This is a genomic window from Mycobacterium sp. E2327 (genome assembly GCF_001672675.1).
GTDB lineage: Bacteria > Actinomycetota > Actinomycetes > Mycobacteriales > Mycobacteriaceae > Mycobacterium.
Genome location: NZ_LZKE01000159.1, coordinates 1 through 18,873, shown reverse-complemented (window position 1 = coordinate 18,873; position 18,873 = coordinate 1). Strand labels below are relative to the sequence as shown.

General features: G+C 69.5%; 20 protein-coding genes and 1 pseudogene. 8 read left to right on the top strand and 13 right to left on the bottom strand.

The window, feature by feature from the left end:
• Window positions 1–44 precede the first annotated feature (44 nt).
• Both A5712_RS18865 and A5712_RS18860 read left to right on the top strand, forming a co-directional pair.
• Entirely contained in the window at window positions 45–620 is a 576-nt protein-coding gene (locus tag A5712_RS18865) for a sigma-70 family RNA polymerase sigma factor (RefSeq protein ID WP_081665178.1), read from the top strand.
• A complete protein-coding gene (locus tag A5712_RS18860) occupies window positions 613–1,371 on the top strand; it encodes an anti-sigma-D factor RsdA (protein WP_082973519.1) in 759 nt (252 codons plus the stop codon). Before A5712_RS18865 ends, A5712_RS18860 begins: the two co-directional genes overlap by 8 nt.
• A gap of 1 nt (window position 1,372) precedes the next feature.
• Here the strand turns inward: A5712_RS18860 and A5712_RS18855 are convergent, their stop codons facing one another.
• On the bottom strand, window positions 1,373–1,783 hold the full coding sequence (locus A5712_RS18855; protein WP_068108018.1) for a DUF5319 domain-containing protein: 411 nt from the start codon (window positions 1,781–1,783) through the stop codon (window positions 1,373–1,375).
• Window positions 1,784–1,923: 140 nt separating this feature from the next.
• Here A5712_RS18855 and guaB point away from each other — a divergent pair, with 140 nt between their 5' ends.
• Window positions 1,924–3,537 (top strand): IMP dehydrogenase, encoded by a 1,614-nt coding sequence (gene guaB, locus A5712_RS18850; RefSeq protein WP_068108016.1) that lies wholly within the window; start codon window positions 1,924–1,926, stop codon window positions 3,535–3,537.
• A 14-nt stretch (window positions 3,538–3,551) separates the two neighbouring features.
• Window positions 3,552–4,691: a GuaB3 family IMP dehydrogenase-related protein gene (locus A5712_RS18845; RefSeq protein ID WP_068108129.1), complete on the top strand. Its 1,140-nt coding sequence runs from the start codon at window positions 3,552–3,554 to the stop codon at window positions 4,689–4,691.
• Between the two features lie 29 nt (window positions 4,692–4,720).
• Here the strand turns inward: A5712_RS18845 and A5712_RS18840 are convergent, their stop codons facing one another.
• On the bottom strand, window positions 4,721–5,137 hold the full coding sequence (locus A5712_RS18840; RefSeq protein WP_068108013.1) for a TA system VapC family ribonuclease toxin: 417 nt from the start codon (window positions 5,135–5,137) through the stop codon (window positions 4,721–4,723).
• Between the two features lie 4 nt (window positions 5,138–5,141).
• Window positions 5,142–5,363, bottom strand: a complete 222-nt coding sequence (locus A5712_RS18835; RefSeq protein ID WP_068108124.1) for an antitoxin — start codon at window positions 5,361–5,363, stop codon at window positions 5,142–5,144.
• Window positions 5,364–5,443: 80 nt separating this feature from the next.
• Here A5712_RS18835 and A5712_RS18830 point away from each other — a divergent pair, with 80 nt between their 5' ends.
• Window positions 5,444–7,180, top strand: coding sequence for a GMC oxidoreductase (locus A5712_RS18830; protein WP_068108011.1), 1,737 nt, complete (start codon window positions 5,444–5,446; stop codon window positions 7,178–7,180).
• 9 nt (window positions 7,181–7,189) lie between these two features.
• Here the strand turns inward: A5712_RS18830 and A5712_RS18825 are convergent, their stop codons facing one another.
• Complete coding sequence (locus A5712_RS18825) at window positions 7,190–8,107, bottom strand: TauD/TfdA family dioxygenase (protein ID WP_068108009.1); 918 nt, start codon at window positions 8,105–8,107, stop codon at window positions 7,190–7,192.
• A 62-nt stretch (window positions 8,108–8,169) separates the two neighbouring features.
• Between A5712_RS18825 and A5712_RS18820 the strand changes: the two genes are divergently transcribed.
• Entirely contained in the window at window positions 8,170–8,739 is a 570-nt protein-coding gene (locus tag A5712_RS18820; protein ID WP_082973518.1) for a TetR/AcrR family transcriptional regulator, read from the top strand.
• Here the strand turns inward: A5712_RS18820 and A5712_RS18815 are convergent.
• From A5712_RS18815 to A5712_RS18805, 3 genes are read right to left on the bottom strand one after another with little or no spacing between them, the layout of a single operon-like run.
• Window positions 8,733–11,099, bottom strand: a complete 2,367-nt coding sequence (locus A5712_RS18815; RefSeq protein ID WP_068108005.1) for a glycoside hydrolase family 65 protein — start codon at window positions 11,097–11,099, stop codon at window positions 8,733–8,735. The two genes, A5712_RS18820 and A5712_RS18815, sit on opposite strands and share 7 nt — an antisense overlap.
• 13 nt (window positions 11,100–11,112) lie before the next feature.
• The gene (locus A5712_RS18810; protein ID WP_068108003.1) at window positions 11,113–11,904 is read right to left on the bottom strand and encodes a beta-phosphoglucomutase family hydrolase; all 792 of its coding nucleotides are present in this window, start codon (window positions 11,902–11,904) and stop codon (window positions 11,113–11,115) included.
• 45 nt (window positions 11,905–11,949) lie between these two features.
• Entirely contained in the window at window positions 11,950–12,561 is a 612-nt protein-coding gene (locus A5712_RS18805) for a TetR/AcrR family transcriptional regulator (protein ID WP_068108001.1), read from the bottom strand.
• A 109-nt stretch (window positions 12,562–12,670) separates the two neighbouring features.
• On the opposite strand from A5712_RS18805, the gene A5712_RS18800 reads away from it, so the two are divergent.
• Window positions 12,671–13,792 (top strand): NmrA family NAD(P)-binding protein, encoded by a 1,122-nt coding sequence (locus A5712_RS18800; protein ID WP_068107999.1) that lies wholly within the window; start codon window positions 12,671–12,673, stop codon window positions 13,790–13,792.
• Here the strand turns inward: A5712_RS18800 and A5712_RS18795 are convergent.
• The 6 genes and pseudogenes from A5712_RS18795 to A5712_RS18770 form a co-directional block, all read right to left on the bottom strand.
• Complete coding sequence (locus A5712_RS18795) at window positions 13,763–14,266, bottom strand: DinB family protein (protein WP_082973516.1); 504 nt, start codon at window positions 14,264–14,266, stop codon at window positions 13,763–13,765. The genes A5712_RS18800 and A5712_RS18795 overlap by 30 nt on opposite strands.
• A 79-nt stretch (window positions 14,267–14,345) precedes the next feature.
• Window positions 14,346–14,771, bottom strand: a complete 426-nt coding sequence (locus tag A5712_RS18790; protein WP_068107996.1) for a hypothetical protein — start codon at window positions 14,769–14,771, stop codon at window positions 14,346–14,348.
• 281 nt (window positions 14,772–15,052) lie between these two features.
• Window positions 15,053–15,943, bottom strand: a complete 891-nt coding sequence (locus tag A5712_RS18785) for an alpha/beta fold hydrolase (RefSeq protein WP_068107994.1) — start codon at window positions 15,941–15,943, stop codon at window positions 15,053–15,055.
• Window positions 15,940–16,743, bottom strand: coding sequence for a class I SAM-dependent methyltransferase (locus tag A5712_RS18780; protein WP_068107992.1), 804 nt, complete (start codon window positions 16,741–16,743; stop codon window positions 15,940–15,942). Before A5712_RS18780 ends, A5712_RS18785 begins: the two co-directional genes overlap by 4 nt.
• Window positions 16,740–17,564 (bottom strand): class I SAM-dependent methyltransferase, encoded by an 825-nt coding sequence (locus A5712_RS18775; protein ID WP_068107990.1) that lies wholly within the window; start codon window positions 17,562–17,564, stop codon window positions 16,740–16,742. The genes A5712_RS18780 and A5712_RS18775 overlap by 4 nt, the downstream gene beginning before the upstream one ends.
• Before the next feature lie 31 nt (window positions 17,565–17,595).
• Window positions 17,596–18,630, bottom strand: a pseudogene (locus tag A5712_RS18770) (MFS transporter); the annotation flags it as partial.
• Here A5712_RS18770 and A5712_RS18765 point away from each other — a divergent pair.
• The coding region (locus tag A5712_RS18765) for an MFS transporter (protein ID WP_231982161.1) at window positions 18,587–18,873 on the top strand (287 nt) is incomplete at its 3' end. The pseudogene A5712_RS18770 and the gene A5712_RS18765 overlap by 44 nt on opposite strands.

Genomic DNA, 18,873 nt, shown 5'->3' with positions numbered 1-18,873 from the left:
GCCCGCGATGTGTCCCGTTCGTAACGTTGGAGCAACCGCCGTCGATGACAATTCAAGGGGAACGTCTCGACGCTGTGGTCGCGGAGGCCGTGGCGGGGGACCGAAACGCCCTACGGGAGGTGCTGGAGACCATCCGTCCGATCGTCGTCCGATATTGCCGCGCGCGAGTCGGCACGGTCGCCCGGGGTGGTCTGACAGCCGACGACGTGGCTCAGGAGGTGTGCTTGGCCACCATCACGGCGCTGCCGCGCTATCGCGAGCGGGGACGCCCGTTCCTGGCCTTCCTGTACGGCATCGCGGCCCACAAGGTCGCCGACGCGCACCGGGCCGCCGGTCGTGACCTCGCCTACCCCGCCGAGACCATTCCCGAACGCTGGTCGACCGACGCGGGGCCGGAGCAACGGGCCATCGAGGCCGATTCGGTCAGCCGAATGAACGAGCTGCTCGAGATCCTGCCGTCCAAGCAGCGCGAGATCCTGATCCTGCGGGTGGTCGTCGGCCTGTCCGCCGAGGAGACCGCCGCCGCCGTCGGCAGCACGACGGGAGCGGTCCGCGTGGCCCAGCACCGGGCGCTGTCCCGGCTCAAGTCCGAAATCGTCGCGGCGGGTGACTATGCCTGAATCCCTGGATGAATTCGCCAGCACCGACCTGCTTCTCGACGCGTTGGCCGAGCGCCGGCCGGTCGATCTGGACGATCCCAACGATGACGCGTTGGCCGTCCTGCTGGCCGACTGGCGAGACGACCTGCGCTGGCCGCCGGCCAGCGCGCTGGTTTCGCCGGAAGAGGCCGTCGGGGCGCTGCACGCCGGGCTGGCCGAGCGGCGGCGCGCCCGCCGCGGCCTCGCCGCGATCGGATCGGTGGCCGCCACGCTGCTGGTGCTGAGTGGGTTCGGGGCCATGGTGGTCGAGGCCCGTCCCGGCGACACGCTGTACGGCCTGCACGCGATGTTCTTCGACCAGCCGAGGGTCAAGGACAGCCAGATCGAGCTGTCGGCCAAGGCCGAACTGGCCAAGGTTCAGCAAATGATCGACCAGGGCCAGTGGGCCCAAGCGCAAAATCAGCTGGCCGAGGTCAGCAGCACGGTGCAATCCATGAACGACGGGGCCAGCCGCAACGACCTGTTGGACGAGGTGAACCTGCTCAACACCCGGGTCGAATCGCGCAACCCGAACGCGACGCTGCCGCCGGCCGCGCCGAAGCCCAAGGCGCCGGCCGCGTCGTCCACCTCGCCGGCCGCGCCGAGCACGACCCCGCCGAGCCCATCAGCAGGTTCGACGACGAGCCCCACCACAAGCCCGTCGTCCGGGCGGCATCGGCATCACGGGCACTCGTCCACGCCGCCATCAGCGGCGCCGGACGACACGCCCTAGCTCAGCGGCGGTGAAACCCGTCCGCGTCTGACGTCGCTTCGTTCAGCGAGGCGTCGGCGTATCCCCGGCAGTAATCCCACGTGACATAGGAGTCGGGTTCGGGGTCGTAGGCGGGCTCGTGCGGGCGGACGGTGCCGTCGATGAGCAGTTGCAACAGGTTGGCCCGCAACATGTCCCAGTCGTGGTAGTGGTCCTGCTGACATTCGTCGCAGCACACCACGAGTCCGCGAATTCCCTTGTGCGCCAGCAGGGCCTCGTAGACGGCCAGATCGGCCAGGTCCGCCTCGACCGCCATCCGCTCTTGGGCATCCAGGGGTTGCCCCGGCTCGACGGCTTCGAGCGCAGCCGACGGATCGCAGGGGTCGTCGGCGAACGGGTCGGGTGGCAAACCCGGTGGGAGGTGGTCACGCACGCCTCTAGACTACGCAGGCGGGCCGTCATCGCGCCAGCAGGGAGACGCGCGCCGCGTGGCGCCCGGGCAAGCGCGTCCGCTGTCCGTGCCAGCCGATAGGATGGGCTTCTCACTCCGCGCGCGTATGGAGGGCCCCACCGATGTCCCGTGGCATGTCCCATTTAGAAGACAGCTCCGACCTGGTTGCCAGCCCGTACCTGCGCGACCCCCACCTCCCCGGACTGGCCGACGACCCGCTGCCGACCGGGGGCGACAACCCGTACAAAATCGCGATGCTCGGATTGACGTTCGACGACGTGTTGCTGCTGCCCGCGGCCTCCGATGTGGTCCCGGCCACCGCCGACACCTCCAGCCAGCTCACCAAGAAGATCAGGCTGAAGGTGCCGCTGGTCAGCTCGGCGATGGACACCGTCACCGAGTCGCGGATGGCGATCGCGATGGCCAGGGCGGGCGGCATGGGGGTGCTGCACCGCAACCTGCCGGTCGCCGAGCAGGCCGGCCAGGTCGAGATGGTGAAGCGCTCCGAGGCCGGCATGGTCACCGATCCGGTCACCTGCCGCCCCGACAACACGCTGGCTCAGGTCGACGCGCTGTGCGCCCGGTTCCGGATCTCCGGGCTGCCCGTCGTCGACGACGACGGCGCGCTGGTCGGCATCATCACCAACCGCGACATGCGCTTCGAGGTGGACCAGACCAAGAAGGTCGCCGAGGTGATGACCAAGGCCCCGCTGATCACCGCCCAGGAGGGCGTCAGCGCCGACGCGGCGCTGGGGTTGTTGCGCCGCAACAAGATCGAGAAGCTGCCGGTCGTCGACGGGCACGGCCGGCTGACCGGGCTGATCACCGTCAAGGACTTCGTCAAGACCGAGCAGCACCCGCTGGCCACCAAGGACAGCGACGGGCGGCTGCTGGTCGGCGCCGCCGTCGGCGTCGGCGGCGACGCCTGGGTCCGCGCGATGATGCTGGTCGACGCCGGCGTGGACGTGCTGATCGTGGACACCGCGCACGCGCACAACCGGCTGGTGCTCGACATGGTCGGCAAACTCAAGGCCGAGGTCGGCGAGCGCGTCGAGATCATCGGCGGCAACGTGGCCACCCGGGCCGCGGCCGCCGCGCTCGTCGACGCCGGGGCCGACGCGGTCAAGGTCGGGGTGGGCCCCGGTTCGATCTGCACGACGCGGGTGGTGGCCGGCGTCGGCGCACCGCAGATCACCGCGATCCTGGAAGCCGTCGCGGCGTGCCGCCCGGCCGGTGTGCCGGTCATCGCCGACGGGGGGCTGCAGTACTCCGGCGACATCGCCAAGGCGCTGGCCGCCGGCGCGTCGACGGCCATGCTCGGCTCGCTGCTGGCCGGCACGGCCGAGGCGCCCGGCGAGCTGATCTTCGTCAACGGCAAGCAGTTCAAGAGCTACCGGGGCATGGGGTCGCTGGGCGCCATGGCGGGCCGGGGCTCCGGCGGGTCGGGCGGCGGCAAGTCCTACTCCAAGGACCGCTACTTCGCCGACGACGCGCTCTCCGAGGACAAGCTGGTGCCGGAGGGCATCGAGGGCCGGGTGCCGTTCCGCGGACCGCTGTCGTCGGTGATCCACCAGCTCACCGGCGGCCTGCGCGCCGCGATGGGCTACACCGGCTCGCCGACCATCGAGGTGCTGCAGCAGGCGCAGTTCGTCCGGATCACGGCGGCCGGGCTGCGCGAGAGCCACCCGCACGATGTCGCCATGACGGTCGAAGCGCCCAACTATTTCGCCCGGTGAACAGCGAACTGGCAATGGTCGAGATCGGCATGGGCCGCGTCGCCCGTCGCACGTATGAACTGAGCGAGATCAGCATCGTGCCGTCGCGGCGCACCCGCTCGTCGAAGGACGTGTCGACGGCGTGGCAACTGGACGCCTACCGCTTCGAGATCCCGGTAATCGCCCATCCCACCGACGCTTTGGTGTCGCCGGAGTTCGCGATCGAGCTCGGCCGGCTCGGCGGGCTGGGCGTGCTCAACGGCGAGGGGCTGATCGGCCGGCACGCCGACGTCGAGGCCAAGATCGCGCAACTGCTCGAGGCCGCCGAAAAGGAGCCCGAACCGTCGGCGGCGATCCGGCTGCTGCAGGAACTGCACGCGGCGCCGCTGGACCCGGACCTGCTGGGGTCGGCCGTGGCGCGCATCCGCGAGGCGGGGGTGATCACCGCGGTGCGGGTCAGCCCGCAAAATGCCCAGGCGCTGACGCCGGTGCTGCTGCAGGCCGGGATCGACCTGCTGGTCATCCAGGGCACGATCGTGTCGGCCGAAAGAGTGGCCTTGGACAGGGAAGGGGCCGGGGAGCCGCTGAACCTGAAGACCTTCATCTCTGAGCTCGACGTGCCGGTGGTCGCCGGCGGGGTGCTCGACCACCGCACCGCGCTGCACCTGATGCGCACCGGCGCCGCCGGCGTCATCGTCGGCTACGGCTCCACCCGGGGCGTGACCACCAGCGACGAGGTGCTGGGCATCAGCGTGCCGATGGCCACCGCGATCGCCGACGCGGCGGCCGCGCGCCGCGAATACCTCGACGAGACCGGCGGCCGGTACGTGCACGTGCTGGCCGACGGCGACATCCACACCTCGGGCGAGCTGGCCAAGGCCATCGCCTGCGGTGCCGACGCGGTGGTGCTGGGCACGCCGCTGGCCGAGGCGGCCGAGGCGCTCGGGGGTGGTTGGTTCTGGCCGGCCGCCGCGGCGCACCCGTCGCTGCCGCGCGGGGCGTTGCTGCAGATCGCGGTGGGCGAGCGGCCGCCGCTGGAGCGGGTGCTGGGCGGCCCGTCGGACGACCCGTTCGGCAGCCTGAACCTGGTCGGCGGCCTGCGGCGGTCGATGGCCAAGGCCGGTTACTGCGACCTCAAGGAGTTCCAGAAGGTCGGCCTGACCGTCGGGGGCTGAACCTCTGTGCCTGCTCGCCGCCGGCCCGGTCACAGGGCGGTGAGTAGTTCGACGTCCTCACCGTTTGCGAGAGTGACGATAGCCACGTCGAACGTGACGAGGCGGACGCCCCTGCGGCGGGCAAGCGTCAGCAGATGTGCGTCCGTCACCTGGCGATAACCGGCAATCGGCGGGATGTCCCCGTCGGCAAGCGACACGTCGTCGACCAGAAAGCGATGACCATTGGTGCCCCTCAGTGCCGACAGGACACGTCGCGCATCGGCGATCCCAATCGGACTGGCAAGTACCTTCGGGTTCGTCGACACGCGCACGAAACCGCTTTCGGTGGCGGGACAGGTGGCCCAGCCATGCGAGGCGTTGGCGACGAACCACTCCCGCATCGGGACGTGGTGGATGTGTGAATCCCATGCCAGCGCAACGAGAGCATTGACATCTAGCAGAGCCACCGCGTCAGTCTTCGTCGAGTGCGCGCCGGACCATCTCGGGTGTGATCGCCGGCGTGCCGGGTGGGACGCGAATGATCGGCAATCCATCCTCGGCGTCGACACGCGCGGGGGTGAGCCCGCGGCGCGCCAGCTCGGAGATGACGGCGCCCAGCGACCGCCGCTCGCTTGCCGCGAGTTCGCGGGCCGCAGCCATTACGTCATCGTCGAGGTCGAGGGTTGTTCGCACCAATTGATGCTATCGCATCAACGCATCAGTGCGGATTACACTACTGGTTTGTTACCGGCTGGTATGGCCATACTGGTGCAATGAAGCCGGATTACGACGTCCTGATCATCGGGTCGGGGTTTGGGGGCAGCGTCAGCGCGTTGCGGCTGACGGAAAAGGGCTACCGGGTGGGCGTGCTGGAGGCCGGCCGCCGCTTCTCGGACCAGGAGTTCGCCGAGACCTCCTGGGACCTGCGCAAGTTCTTGTGGGCGCCGCGGCTGGGTTGCTACGGCATCCAGCGGATCCATCCGCTGCGCAACGTGATGATCCTGGCCGGCGCCGGGGTGGGCGGCGGTTCGCTCAACTACGCCAACACCCTGTACGTGCCGCCGGAGCCCTTCTTCAAAGACCGGCAGTGGGCGCACATCACCGACTGGCGCGACGAGTTGATGCCGCATTACGAGCAGGCGCAACGGATGCTGGGCGTGGTGGAGAACCCGACGTTCACCGACGCCGACCGCCTGATGAAGGAGGTCGCCGACGAGATGGGGTGTGGCGACACCTTCGTGCCCACCCCGGTCGGGGTGTTCTTCGGCCCGAACGGCACCAAGGCGCCCGGCAAGACCGTGCCGGACCCGTACTTCGGCGGCGCCGGGCCGGACCGGACCGGCTGCCTGGAATGCGGCTGCTGCATGACCGGCTGCCGCTACGGCGCCAAGAACACGCTGGTAAAGAACTACCTCGGCCTCGCGGAAGCCAATGGCGCGCAAGTCATTCCGATGACCACGGTGAAGGGCTTCGAGCAGCGTCCCGACGGCCTGTGGGAGGTCCGAACGGTACGCACCGGAAGTTGGCTGCGCCGCGACCGGCGCACCTACACCGCCTCGCACCTGATCCTGGCCGCGGGCACCTGGGGGACGCAGCACCTGCTGTTCAAGATGCGCGATCGGGGGAAGCTGCCGCGCCTGTCGGAACGCCTGGGCGTGCTGACCCGCACCAACTCCGAGTCGATCGTCGGCGCCGCGACGCTGGAGGTGAAGCCCGATCTGGACCTCACGCACGGGGTGGCGATCACGTCGTCGATCCACCCGACGTCCGACACGCACGTCGAGCCGGTCCGCTACGGCAAGGGCTCCAATGCGATGGGGCTGCTGCAGACGCTGATGACCGACGGGCACGGACCGGGCGGCACCGACACGCCGCGCTGGAAGCAGCTGCTGGACCAGGGCCGCGAGGACCCGCGCGGGATCCTGCGGATGATCAACGTGCGGCAGTGGAGCGAACGCACGGTGATCGCGCTGGTGATGCAGCACCTGGACAACTCGATCACCACGTTCACCAAGCGCGGCAAGCTCGGAATCCGTTGGTATTCCAGCAAACAGGGGCACGGCGAGCCCAACCCCTCGTGGATCCCGGTCGGCAACGAGGTCACCCGCCGCATCGCCGCCAAGATCGACGGCGTGGCCGGCGGCACCTGGGGCGAGCTGTTCAACATCCCGCTGACGGCGCACTTCCTCGGCGGCGCGGTGATCGGCGACGGTCCCCAAAGCGGCGTCATCGATCCCTATCACCGGGTCTACGGCTACCCGACGCTGTTCGTGGTGGACGGCGCGGCGATCTCGGCGAACCTGGGCGTCAACCCGTCGCTGTCCATCACCGCGCAGGCCGAGCGGGCCGCGTCGCTGTGGCCGAACAAGGGCGAGAACGACCTGCGCCCGCTGCAGGGCGACACCTACCGCAGGCTGTCCCCGATTCCGCCTGCGCACCCGGTAGTGCCAGCGCATGCGCCGGGCGCGTTGCGCTGGCTACCGAGCAACCCGGTGAGCACCGCAGGCTGACCCCTCAAATCAGCTTGCGATCTCGGCGGGCGTGGTGGCATCGAGCAAGGCGCCGCTGACGACCCGGCTGCGCTCCCCGTAAACGTTGACGGGCACGTCGCCCATCAGCGTGACCCGGTGCATCAGCCGATGCTGGTTGTCGTAGTCGTCGATGGCACGGTGTTGCGTGGCCCGGTTGTCCCAGATGGCGACGTCGCCGTAGCTCCAGGTCCAGCGAATGGTGTTCTCGGGGGCGGTGATTCGCCGCTGCAGCAGCTCGTGCAGCACCGTCGATTCGTAGCTGTCCAGCCCGACGAACCCGCGAACGAAATCGCCCAGCACCAGCGTGCGCTCACCGGTCTCGGGGTGCACGCGCACCACCGGGTGCTCGGTCCGGAAATCGGGCTTGTCGAACGCCTGCCGAAACGCGCGCTGCGCCTCGGTCATCGTCTCGATCGACTCCGGGGTCACGTAGTCGTAGCGGTTGGTGTGCAGCGCCCACAAGTTCTCGACCAGTGATTTGAGCGGCTCGGGCAGTTCGTCGTAGGCCGCCGCGGTCGAGGCCCACAGCGTCGAGCCGCCGTAGCTGGGCAGCGTGACCGCGCGCAGGATCGAGGCCGCGGGGTAGTTCGCGGCGAACGTGACGTCGGTGTGCCAGCGCGTCGCCTTGCCGTACTCGGAGTTGATGGGCGTGATGGTCGGCGCCTGCTTGCCCGCGAGGAAGGCCGCCGCGGGGTGGCCGATCGGGGTGCCCAGCAGCCGCGCGAACTCGAGCTGCTGCTCGTCGTCGAGGTGGTCCTGCCCGCGGAAGAAGATCACCTTGTGGGCCAGCAGGGCCCCGCGGATCTCGTCGACGGTCGCCTGGTCGAGGTCGCCGCCCAGTTTCACCCCGTCGATCCGGGCGCCGATCCGGCTGCCCAGCTTGGTGACGGTCACTGGCTGTGTCATTTCAATTGTCCTTTTTGCCGCAACTCGGTGGTAGTCACTTGACTAACGTGTAGTGTAGTCACGTGACTAACAATTCCGCAAGGGTTGAGCGCCGCGAGAGTCCCACCGGTAGGGAAGAGGTGGTGGCGGCGATCCTCGAGGCGGCCACCGACCTGTTCGCCGAGCGCGGTCCCGCGGCCACGTCGATCCGCGACATCGCCGCACGATCGAAGGTCAACCACGGCCTGGTGTTTCGGTACTTCGGCGCCAAGGAACAGTTGGTGGGCGCCGTGCTGGATCACCTAGGCGCGACGACGACCGCGTTGCTGGAGGCCGACCCCTCGTCCCCGGAGGCCGAGCGGGCGCTGGACCGCCACATGCGGGTGATGGCCCGTACACTGCTCGACGGCTATCCCGCGGGCAAGTTGCAGTCGCGGTTTCCGGGCGCCGCCCTGTTGTTCGACCGGTTCCGCCCGACCCACCAGGACGACCGCAGCGCCCGCCTGGCCGTCGCCAATGGCTTTGCGCTGCAATTGGGTTGGCGGCTGTTCGCGCCCTTCCTGCGCTCGGCCACCGGTCTGGACGAGCTGACCGAAGACGAAATACGCGAGGCGGTGCAGGCCGAGGTGGCCCGCCTCGTCGAGCCTCACTGACTCCGGGCCAGCGCGCGCCGGTGCAGCGGCTCGCGGCCCGCCGGCTGCTGCGGCGCCGGAAGGAGCGGCTTGCGGATGTGCACCGCCACGGTCGTCGGCGCATCGGTGTGCAGGGTGAGCTGCTCGCCGGCGTGCCGGATGTCCAGGTCGTGGTCGGGCCCGTCGTGCACGGTGTAGGTCACATCGGAGTGGTTCACGTCGACGGTCAGCCGGAAGTCACGCCAGCGCAGCCGGAACCGTAGCCGCGAAATCCCGTCGGGCAGTAGGGGATCCAGCGATAGGATGCCCTCGTCGTCGCGCAGGCCGCCGAACCCGACGACCAGCGTCATCCAGGCCCCGGCCAGCGAGGCCATGTGCAACCCGTCGCGGGTGTTGTGGTGCAGATCGCGCAGGTCGATCAGCGCGGCCTCGTACGCATAGTCGTGGGCCAGCTCCAGATGGCCGACCTCGGCGCACATCACGGCCTGCGAGCAGGCCGACAGCGACGAGTCGCGCACCATGCGCCGCTCGTAGTAGTCGACGTTGCGCGCCTTCTGTTCGGGCGTGAACGCGTGGCTCTGCCATTGCATCGCCAGCACGAGGTCGGCCTGCTTGATCACCTGCGCGGGGTAGAGCCGCACGTAGGCCTCGTGCAGCAGCAGGGGATAGGTGGTGTTCTTCTCGAAGTCCCATTCGGCGAAGGTGGTGAAGCCCTCGCACTGCTGATGGACGCCGAGTTCCGCGTCATAGGGAATGCTGACGGCGCCGGCGGCGTCGCGCCAGGCGGCGGCCTCCTCGGTGGTGACCTCCAGCGCCTCCGCCTCCTCGGGGTGGCGGTTGCACGCGTCGGCGGCCGTGATGAGGTTGTGCGCCGCCATCAGGTTGGTGAAGACGTTGTCGCGCACGACCGCCGTGTACTCGTCCGGACCGGTGACGCCGTCGAGGTGCCACACGCCGTGCCGGTCGTGGTGCCCGAGCGACATCCACAGCCGGGCCGTCTCGACCAGCACCCGCAACCCGCACTCCCGCTCCAGCTCCTGGTCGCCGGTGACGATGCGGTACCGCTCAAAGGCCATGGCGATGTCGGCGTTGATGTGCCAGGCGGCCGTCCCTGCCGGCCAGTAGGCCGAGCACTCCTGCCCGCGGATGGTTCGCCACGGGAAGCTGGCGCCGTCGAGGCCGAGCTCGGCCGCGCGCTCCTTGGCGAGGTCGAGCGTCGACGCCCGCCAGCGCAGCGCGTCGGCGACGGTGTGCGGCGCGGTGTAGCTCAGCACGGGCAGCACGTAACCCTCTGTGTCCCAAAAGGCGTGGCCGTCGTAGCCGGTTCCGGTGAGCCCCTTGGCGGCGATGGCGCGGCGCTCGGCGCGCGCGCTCGCCTGCAGCAGGTGAAACATCCCGAACCGCACGGCCTGTTGGGACTCGGGGTCGCCCTCCACTTCGACGTCGGCGTTCTGCCAGAAGTCGTCGAGGTAGGACCGCTGCGCGTCCAGCAGTCCCTGCCAGCCGCTGTAGCGGGCGCTGTGGATCGCGGCGGCGGCCTGGTCGCGCAGCGCCGGGCGGGAGCGCATGCTCGACCACCCATACGCCAGGTACTTGACGATGCGCAGCTTCTGGCCCGGTCGCAGCCCGCAGATCACCGTGGTGCGCGCCAGGTCGGGACGGGCGTCGGTGCTGAACTCGACGCGGCCGGGAACCTCGATCTCGTGGTCCATCGCGGCGGCCATCATCAGCGCACTGGCCCGGGTCCGGTGCATGAGAAGCGCTCCGGTTTCGGTGTTTTCGTGGTCGACGGCCTCGAGCGGGTTCTCCAGGATCGCCGACACCCGCGGGTCCTCGGACGTCTCGGGCTGGTCCTCGTTGGTGACCAGCTCGGACTGCACGGTGACCCGCACGAATTCCTCGACCGCTTCGACGACGTACTCGATGGCTGCGACCCCGCGCTGGGCCAGCGAGACCAGCCGGGTGGACACGACCCGGACCTGCTTGCCGTTGGGCGAGCGCCAGTGCGCGCGGCGGGTCAGCGTCCCGGCCCGCAGGTCGAGCACCCGCTCGTGCGAGAGCAGCTCGCCGTAGCGCACGTCGAACGGCTCGTCCTCGACCAACAGCCGGATGATCTTGCCGTTGGTGACGTCGACGAGCGTCTGACCCGCCTCCGGGTAGCCGAAGCCGGCCTCGGCGTACGGCAGGGGCCGGATCTCGTAGAAGGAGTTGAGGTAGGTGCCCGGCAGGCCGTGTGGCTCGCCCTCGTCGAGGTTGCCGCGCAGGCCGATGTGCCCATTGGACAGGGCGAACAGCGATTCGGACTGCGCCAGCAGGTTCAGGTCGAGCCGGTTCTCGCGGATCTGCCACGGTTCGACGGGGTAGCACTCCTCAGTGATCATCGGGGATCATGCCTCACAGCAGGTCCGCGAGATCGGTGACCACCACGTCGGCGCCGTTGCGGCGCAGGTCCTCGGCCTGGCCCACCCGGTCGACACCCACCACGTAGCCGAAGTTACCGGCCCGGCCGGCCTGCACGCCGGACAGCGCGTCCTCGAAGACGGCCGCGGCGTCCGCGGAGACATCGAGCAGCTCCGCCCCGCGCAGGTAGGAGTCGGGGGCCGGCTTGCCGGCGATGTGCTCGTCGCGCAGCGTGACGCCGTCCACCCGCTTCTGGACGAACCGGTCGAGGCCGGTGATCTCGAGGACGTCGCGGGTGTTGGCGCTCGAGGACACCACGGCGATGCCGAGGCCGGCGGCCGACACCGCCTCCAGGTAGCGGCGCGATCCCTCGAACACCTCCACGCCGTCGTCGCGCAGGACCTTCTGGAACATGTCGTTCTTGCGGTTGCCCAGGCCGTATATCGTCTCGGCGTCGCCCGGGTCGTCCGGATCGCCGTCCGGCAGCTCGATTCCCCTGCTCTGCAGGAACGACCGGACGCCGTCCTCGCGCTTCTTGCCGTCCACGTACTTTCGGTAGTCGGCGACCGCGTCGAAGGGGACGAATTCTTCCCCCGTTCGCTTGGCCCGCTCGGCCAGGTAGGCGTCGAACATGGCCTTCCAGGCCTTGGTGTGCACGCTCGCGGTATCGGTGAGGACCCCGTCGAGGTCGAACAGGCAGGCGCGCACCTTCTCCGGCAGACCCAGCACGGGTGACCTCACTTTCGGGTATCGGGCGACTACTTGGTGCGATACCCACTCCACCATGCCGAGATGCCTGCCGCCAGGGATCGCGGCCTTTGGGGCGCCGGTTTACACGTCGTTCAGCAGGCCGCGCTCGATCAGGTCGAACACCTGGGTCTGCGCGAGACGGACGGCTGCGGGGCTTTGAGGGAGCGGTCCGTCGAGCAGCAGGCAGGCCAGCCCGTGCACCGCCGACCAGGCGGCGATTTCGGCCCCCGGCCTGCGCCGAGCGTCCAGCAGGCCGGCGGCCTGGGCCTCGTCGAGCACCTGGCCGAGGACCCCGAATGGGTCGGCGGTGGTGTCGGTTGCCCCGGGGGACGTCGCGGGGTGCGAGGTGAACGCGGTGCGAAACAATCCCGGCTCGGACATCGCGAAGTCGATGTAGGCGGTGCCGACCGCGCGCAGCCTCTTGCGCGGGTCGTTGGTGCGACTGACGCGCCGGCGCATCTGCGCGGCGAGCTCGTCGCGCGCGTAGCTCGACACCTCGGCCAGCAGCGCCTCGCGGTCGGCGAAGTGGCGGTAGGCGGCCGAGTGCGACACCCCGGCGGCGCGGGCCGCCTCGCGCAGGATCACCCGGTCGGGCCCGCCCTCGCGGGCCAGGGCGATGCTCGCCTCGACCAGGGCCGAGTGCAACGCACCGTGGTGGTAGCCCTTTTTGGCAGGGGGGCCGACGGAATTCATGCCAACACGATCTCACGCCGGCTCGAATGTTGACAACGGTCACATCACCGGCGCATACTGCGGATGTAACCATCGGTCACATTACTGTTCAAATGGGAAGGAAAGTTCAATGACGAACACACGTGTGCTGGTCACCGGCGCGACGGGAAGGATAGGCGGCGCCGTGGTGGCCCAATTGTTGGAAAGGGGCGTGCCGACGCGGGCACTGGTGCGCCGCGACGACGCGCGCAGTGCCCGGCTGCGGGCCATGGGCGCCGAGGTGGTCGTGGCGGATATGCTTGACATTCAACAGGTTCGGGCCGCAGTCGAGGGCGTGAACCGGTTGTTCTTCAACCCTCCGTACCACCCGCACGCGCTCGACAGCGCGGTCAGCTTCGCCGTGGGCGCCCGCGACGCCGGCGTCGACGCGGTGGTCGCGCTGGGCCAGTGGCTGGCCAGCCCCGAGCATCCGTCGCTGATGACGCGCCAGCACTGGCTGTCCGACAAGCTGTTTCGGCTGCTGCCGGACACCGCCCACGTCGCGGTCGATCCCGGCTTCTTCGCGGACAACTATTTCATGGCCCTGCCGGTTACCGTCCAACTCGGGGTGCTGCCGGCACCGAGCACCGGGGGACGACTCAACGCGCCCCCGTCCAACGAGGACATCGCCCGGGTCGCGGTGGGCGCACTGCTCGACCCGCATCGCCACGACGGTCGGGCCTACCGCCCGACCGGGCCAAAGCTGTTGTCCGGCAAAGAGATCGCGGAGATGGTGGGTGACGCCATGGGGCGGCGGGTCCGCCTCATGGAAATGCCGCCGTGGATGTTCATGCGAGCGGTGCACGTGAACGCCAAGCGACTCGGAGTCGACACGTACTTCGAGTCCGGGTTGCGCCACTACCTGCCCGAGACCGCGCTGGGAGTCTGGGAGGTGGGCGGCCCGACCACCCACGTGCGCGACGTAGCCGGGGTCGAACCCGAAGACTTCCCCACGATCGCCCGCCGCTACGTCGAGGCGGCCGACACCCGGCGCACCCCGGGAAAAGTGTTGCGCGAGATCGGGAATCTGATGCTGACCGGCCTGGTGCCCGCGCACCGGCTCGACCGCTTCGACCGGCGACAGCAACATCCCCAGCCCGCCCGGCCCCGGTATTCGGCCGAGTCGGCCGTGTGGCAACGCGAGCACGCCCCGTCGATTGACCCGGCCCGCTACCGGTACGGCCTAGGCAATTTGGCGGTCGATGTCCAGTAGGTGGTGGCGCACCTCGTGCATCGTGTTGACGGCCACCCAGCGGAGCGTCCGCTGGGTGCGCCGCGGCCAGTTGTAGACGATGCGGAGCTCCCAGTCGGCGTCGTCGAGCCGGCGCAGGGTGTTCGCCAGCAGCCGCGCCGCGATCGTCAGCTCCTCGGCGACTTCGGCCGGACGGCTTTCGGCGTACCCCTCGTGGGCGACGCGTTCGTCACGGCCCATCGGCACGGCGGCGGGCACGTCGACGCGTCGGGCCAGCAGCACCCGCTCACGCTGCGTGATCAGTACGTCGCGGAGGTGACAGGCGTATTCGAGCGGTGACCACAGCTGCGGCGCGGTCCGCCGCGCGAGGGTGACCGGCTCGACGGTGGCGAGCAGGCGGGCCAATTCGGCGATGCCACCACGGATCTCGTCGCCGGCCCGCGCTGCGGCGGTCAGGTCGTATGCGAATCCGCACTCACCGCAGCGTTGCACCATCACAGCTTATGGACGCCGCGCGCGCCGGATTGCGAATCCGTGTCGTTTGATCGCGGCTCCCGCGGGTGCCACGCGGCTCCTACCGATCGTTGATGCGCTGCCTGACAACGGCCTCACCCTTGGCCAGGGCCGACAACCCCGAACGGGTGGCGCTCCACTTCTGATTGCTGATGCTTTCCCCCTGGCCGCTCAGGTAGACCAATTCGGCATGCTCGAGCACCTGCACGGCCTCCCGTAGGGCACCCTCCAAGCGCGGCGCCAGCGGGCTCCCCGAGGGCGGGGGAGCACCGGAAAACAGCCACCCGGCGAGCTCGACGCAGCGGAGGCTTACCGGGTTACCGGGTAATGGCCTGGCACTCGGCACTGCTCCATGTGGGCCGAACGCCGGCATGAGCACTGCGGCCAGCTCCGCCGGTGACAGCGTCATCAACCGCTCCGCCTCGAGCAGCGCGGCGCGGTTGGCCTCATCCTTGGCGGCATGGTCCTTATTGCCGAACAATGGCATGACCTCTCCCGTTGTAGGACCCCACGAATAGTCGCTTCATAGACCGCACACTATTCTCGGGTGGACACCGACGACTGGTAAATCCCGACTCTCGGCCCAGACGCGCGGCCGGCCCGACGGGCTCATCTGCGCCTGTGGGCCATCCTGTGGAAGCTCGACGGCCTGCCCGAATACTGCACACCTAGATTCCCCGCGAGGCCAAGCGGCCGACTGGTGGCGGTACACCCCCTTAAAACAAGCTGAAACGGGCTGGCGCATCGACGGTTTCGTGCGCTGGCCGCTCAACATCGCCGCGCGTGTCGGATGATGCGGACCATCTCCGTGGGGCGTTCGAGGGCCGAGAAGTGGCCCGCGCCGCTTACCGTGACGGCCCGGACACCGAGTAGGCGGGCGACCTGGTCCCGCTCCGCGGGGCGCGACCAGTCGTGCTCGCTGTAGACCAGCGTGACCGGCGTCTTCACCTGCGGGTAGCGGTCTTTCGCGTTGATGAGCCCGGGGAGGACGCGCATGATCGCCCGACTCACCCGGGGGTAGCCGGGACGGTGGCCGCTGCGGCGCAGCTCGACGAGGAAGTCCTTCGGCAGCGCGCCGGGGTCGGCGAAGCCGCCGGCCAGCACGCCGCGCAGGATGAGGCGATTCTCGAGCGCGGCGAAGACCGGTCCGGAACCGGGCAGGCGGACGCCGGTCCCGATCACGCGGGCGAACCAGTTGCCGCGTTCGAGGCCGCCGGGGTAGTCGTAGGGGTTGAAGGCGATCACGTTGCTCACCCGGTCGGTCAGCTCGATCGAGGCCAGCAGCGCGAGCGCGCCGCCCATCGATTCGCCGGCCAGCGTGACGTCGCGCAGGTCTAGAGTCGTGACGAACTCGACCACCGCGCCGCGCAATTCGGCCTCCCCATACCGGGCGCCGGGTACGACGTCGGACCAGCCCATGCCGGGCAGGTCCAGCGCGTACACGGTGAAGTCGTCCCACAGCGCCGGCACCACTCGCTGGAAGTAATCCAGCTGCGTGCGGACGGTGTGCAGCAGGACGAGCGGTGGGCCGGTTCCCGCCGTGAAGTACCGCAACCGGGAGCCGTCCGGCCGCCGGAGGAACCTGACCTCGCCGCGGCCGCCGCTCCACGCCAGCGTATAGCGTTGGTCCGGAATTGCGTAGGGCGCCAAGATGTTCATCGTTCGCACCGTGACTGGATGGCGCGCAGGCGTCCGTCGGCCAGGGCCTGCGTCAGGTTTTCGGCCTTTCGGCGGAAGTCGGTGACGAAGGCGTGCAGGCCCAGCGGGCCGTCGGGCTGGGCCAGGATGGCCTGCATGAGCGCGGCCGCCTGGTCGGTGAGGTCGTTCCACGCCGTGACGGTGAAACCCGCGGACTCGACCGCGGCGCGCAGCTTGTCGGGGGTCGCCAGGTGGCTGCGCGCGGGTTCGTCGGCCCAGGGCAGGGGATAGGTGAGCTCGCCGCCGCCGCCAATCGTGATGTCCCACAGGGCGAGTCGCCCGCCGTCCTTGAGCACCCGATGCGCCTCGGAGTACACGCGCGCCTTGTCGGCCACGTTCATCTGGACGTGCTGGCTGATGGCGACGTCGAATGTGCCGTCGGCAAAGGGGAGTTCGGTGACGTCGGCCTGACGAACCGAGATCAGGTCGCCGAGGCCGACCAGCCCGTTGAGCCAGCGGTTGGTGTCGCAGTATTCGTCGGTGAGGTCCACCGCGGCGACCCGAGCGCCGAAGCGGTCGGCGACATAGCGCGCGGTACCGCCGACGCCGCTGCCAGCGTCGAGGACGTCGCTGTCTTTGGTGATGCCCGCCAGGTCGACCAGTTGGGCGGTGGCGATGCGGCCCATGGTGTGGAAGTCCTCCAGCATCGCCAGGTCGGCGGGCGCCAGGTGGTCGAGGTCCATTCCGGCGGAGCGCAGCGCGCGTTCGATGTTGTTGCGGGACAAGCCTGTCGAGTACTGGGCCGCGATTATGGAGTTCATTTCCGCACCTCGGCCCATGCGGTGATGATGGAAGGCATGGTGATCAGGGCGTCGGCCGCCAGCGCCTCCTCGCGGAAACGTGGCACGAACTCGCCGATGTCACCGAGATCATCCAGGCCGAAGCCACCTTGTTCGGCGATGGGCGAGACGAGCCGCCAGACTTCCGCGCCGTAGGCGAGGATGTCGACGTCGGCGGCGGTGCCGATCGGCGCGCCGATGGCCAATTGCGGCGCCCCCAGGCCGGCGTCGGCGAAGACCGTGTGCAGCGTGGTGCCGAACCGCGGGCTGATGCCCATGGCCTCGAAGGCGCGGACGATGCCCGCAATCACCTGGCTGAACAGCGGCAGCTCCGGGACGCTGCGCGCCCGGGTGATGTCGATCTCGGCGAACGCGACCACGCCGCCGGGGCGCACCAGGGAGGTCAGGCGCCGCAGCGTGGCGGCCGGGTCGGGCAGGTGCATCAGTATCAGCCGGCCGACCACCGCGTCGACCGGTTCGTCCAGGGCGATCGAGTCGATAGCGGCCTGCGTGAAACGCACATTGGCCAAGCCCTTTTCGGCGGCGCGGGTGTGGGCCAGTTCGACCATCGCGGGCGCGGCGTCGACGCCGAGGACGCTTCCGGTCGGGCCGACCAGCCGGGCGGCGACGAACGATACGTCGCCGGGCCCGCTGCCGATATCGAGCACCCGCATGCCTGGTCGCAGCCCGGCCAGCCGCAGCGCGTGTTCGGTGTAGCCGTCGTAGAGCCGTCCTTGCAGGAGCAGCCGCTGCACCTCCTCGTCGGCGTGCCCGAGGACGTAGCTGCTTTCGGTTGTACTCATTGGTTTCGTGCCTTTCTGTGGTTGGGAGTTATCAGGCCCTGGCCAGTTCGGGGGACGGCGTCGCTTGGCGCGCGCGGGCCGGCAGGAGCCAGGCCACGACGATCGCGGAGCCCAGCGCGATGCCCGCGCACACCAGGGAGCTCACCTGCATGCCGTCGAGAAAGGCGCGATCCACGACGGCGCGGACGTGGCCCGCCTGTTGGATGGGCAGCCGTCCGATCACCGTGTGCGCCACCGCCATCGAGCGGCGCATCGCGTCGGCGGGCAGTCCGGTCAACGCCGCCGTGCCGAGACGTCCGGAGTACACCGACGCGAAGACGCTGCCCGCGATGGCGACGCCGAGGGTGCCGCCGAGTTCGCGCGTGGTGTCGTTGACGGCCGAGCCGACGCCGGCCTTGTCGACCGACAGCGATCCCATGATGGCCTCGGTGGCCGGCGAAACGGTCAGGCCCAGGCCGCCGCCGAGCAGCAGCATCTGCAGGGCGATCTGGATGTAGGGCGTGGCGGCATCGGCCGTGGACGCCCACGCCAGGCCGGCGGCGAACACGGTCAGACCGCCGGCGACGACGGCCGTGGTGCCGATTCGTTCCACCAGTCGCGGTCCCAGGATGCTGGCCGCCGCGATGGAGGCGGCGACCGGAAGCAGGCGAACGCCGGCCTGAAACGCGGTGTAGTCCTTGATGAATTGGAAGTATTGGGTGATGACGAAGATGAACCCGAACAGGGTCAGGAAGCCGGCGGTCACCGCCAGGCTGCCGCCGGAGAACCGCCGGTTGGCGAACACCGAGACGTCGAGCATCGGGTGGGTGCTGCGCCGCTCCCACACCGCGAACGCGGCGAGAACGGCTGTCGCGAGGGCGAATCCGGCTGCGGTGCGGACGTTGGTCCATCCCCACGTTGGCGCCTCGATGACGGTGTAGACCAGCGTCGTGATTCCTACCGCGGACAGGATCAGGCCGGGGACGTCGACGCGTGGCGCCGCGGGGTCGCGCGAGGTGGGGACGAACAGGATTCCCCCGACGATGGCCAGCGCCGCGATGGGCATCGGCGCCGCGGTGATCTTTCCGACCACGCTGGGCCTGATCACCAACATCTTCACCGACCCGGTCCCACGCGCCAAGGCGATCGGACTGTGGGCGGCCATGGTCGGCGTGGGGGTGGCCGTCGGGCCGATCAGCGGCGGCTGGCTGCTCGAACACTTCTGGTGGGGCTCGATATTCATGGTCAACATCCCCATCGCGGCGCTGGCCATCGTCGGGGGAATCCTGTTCGTCCCCACCTCGCGCGACCCCGCGGCGCCACGCGTCGA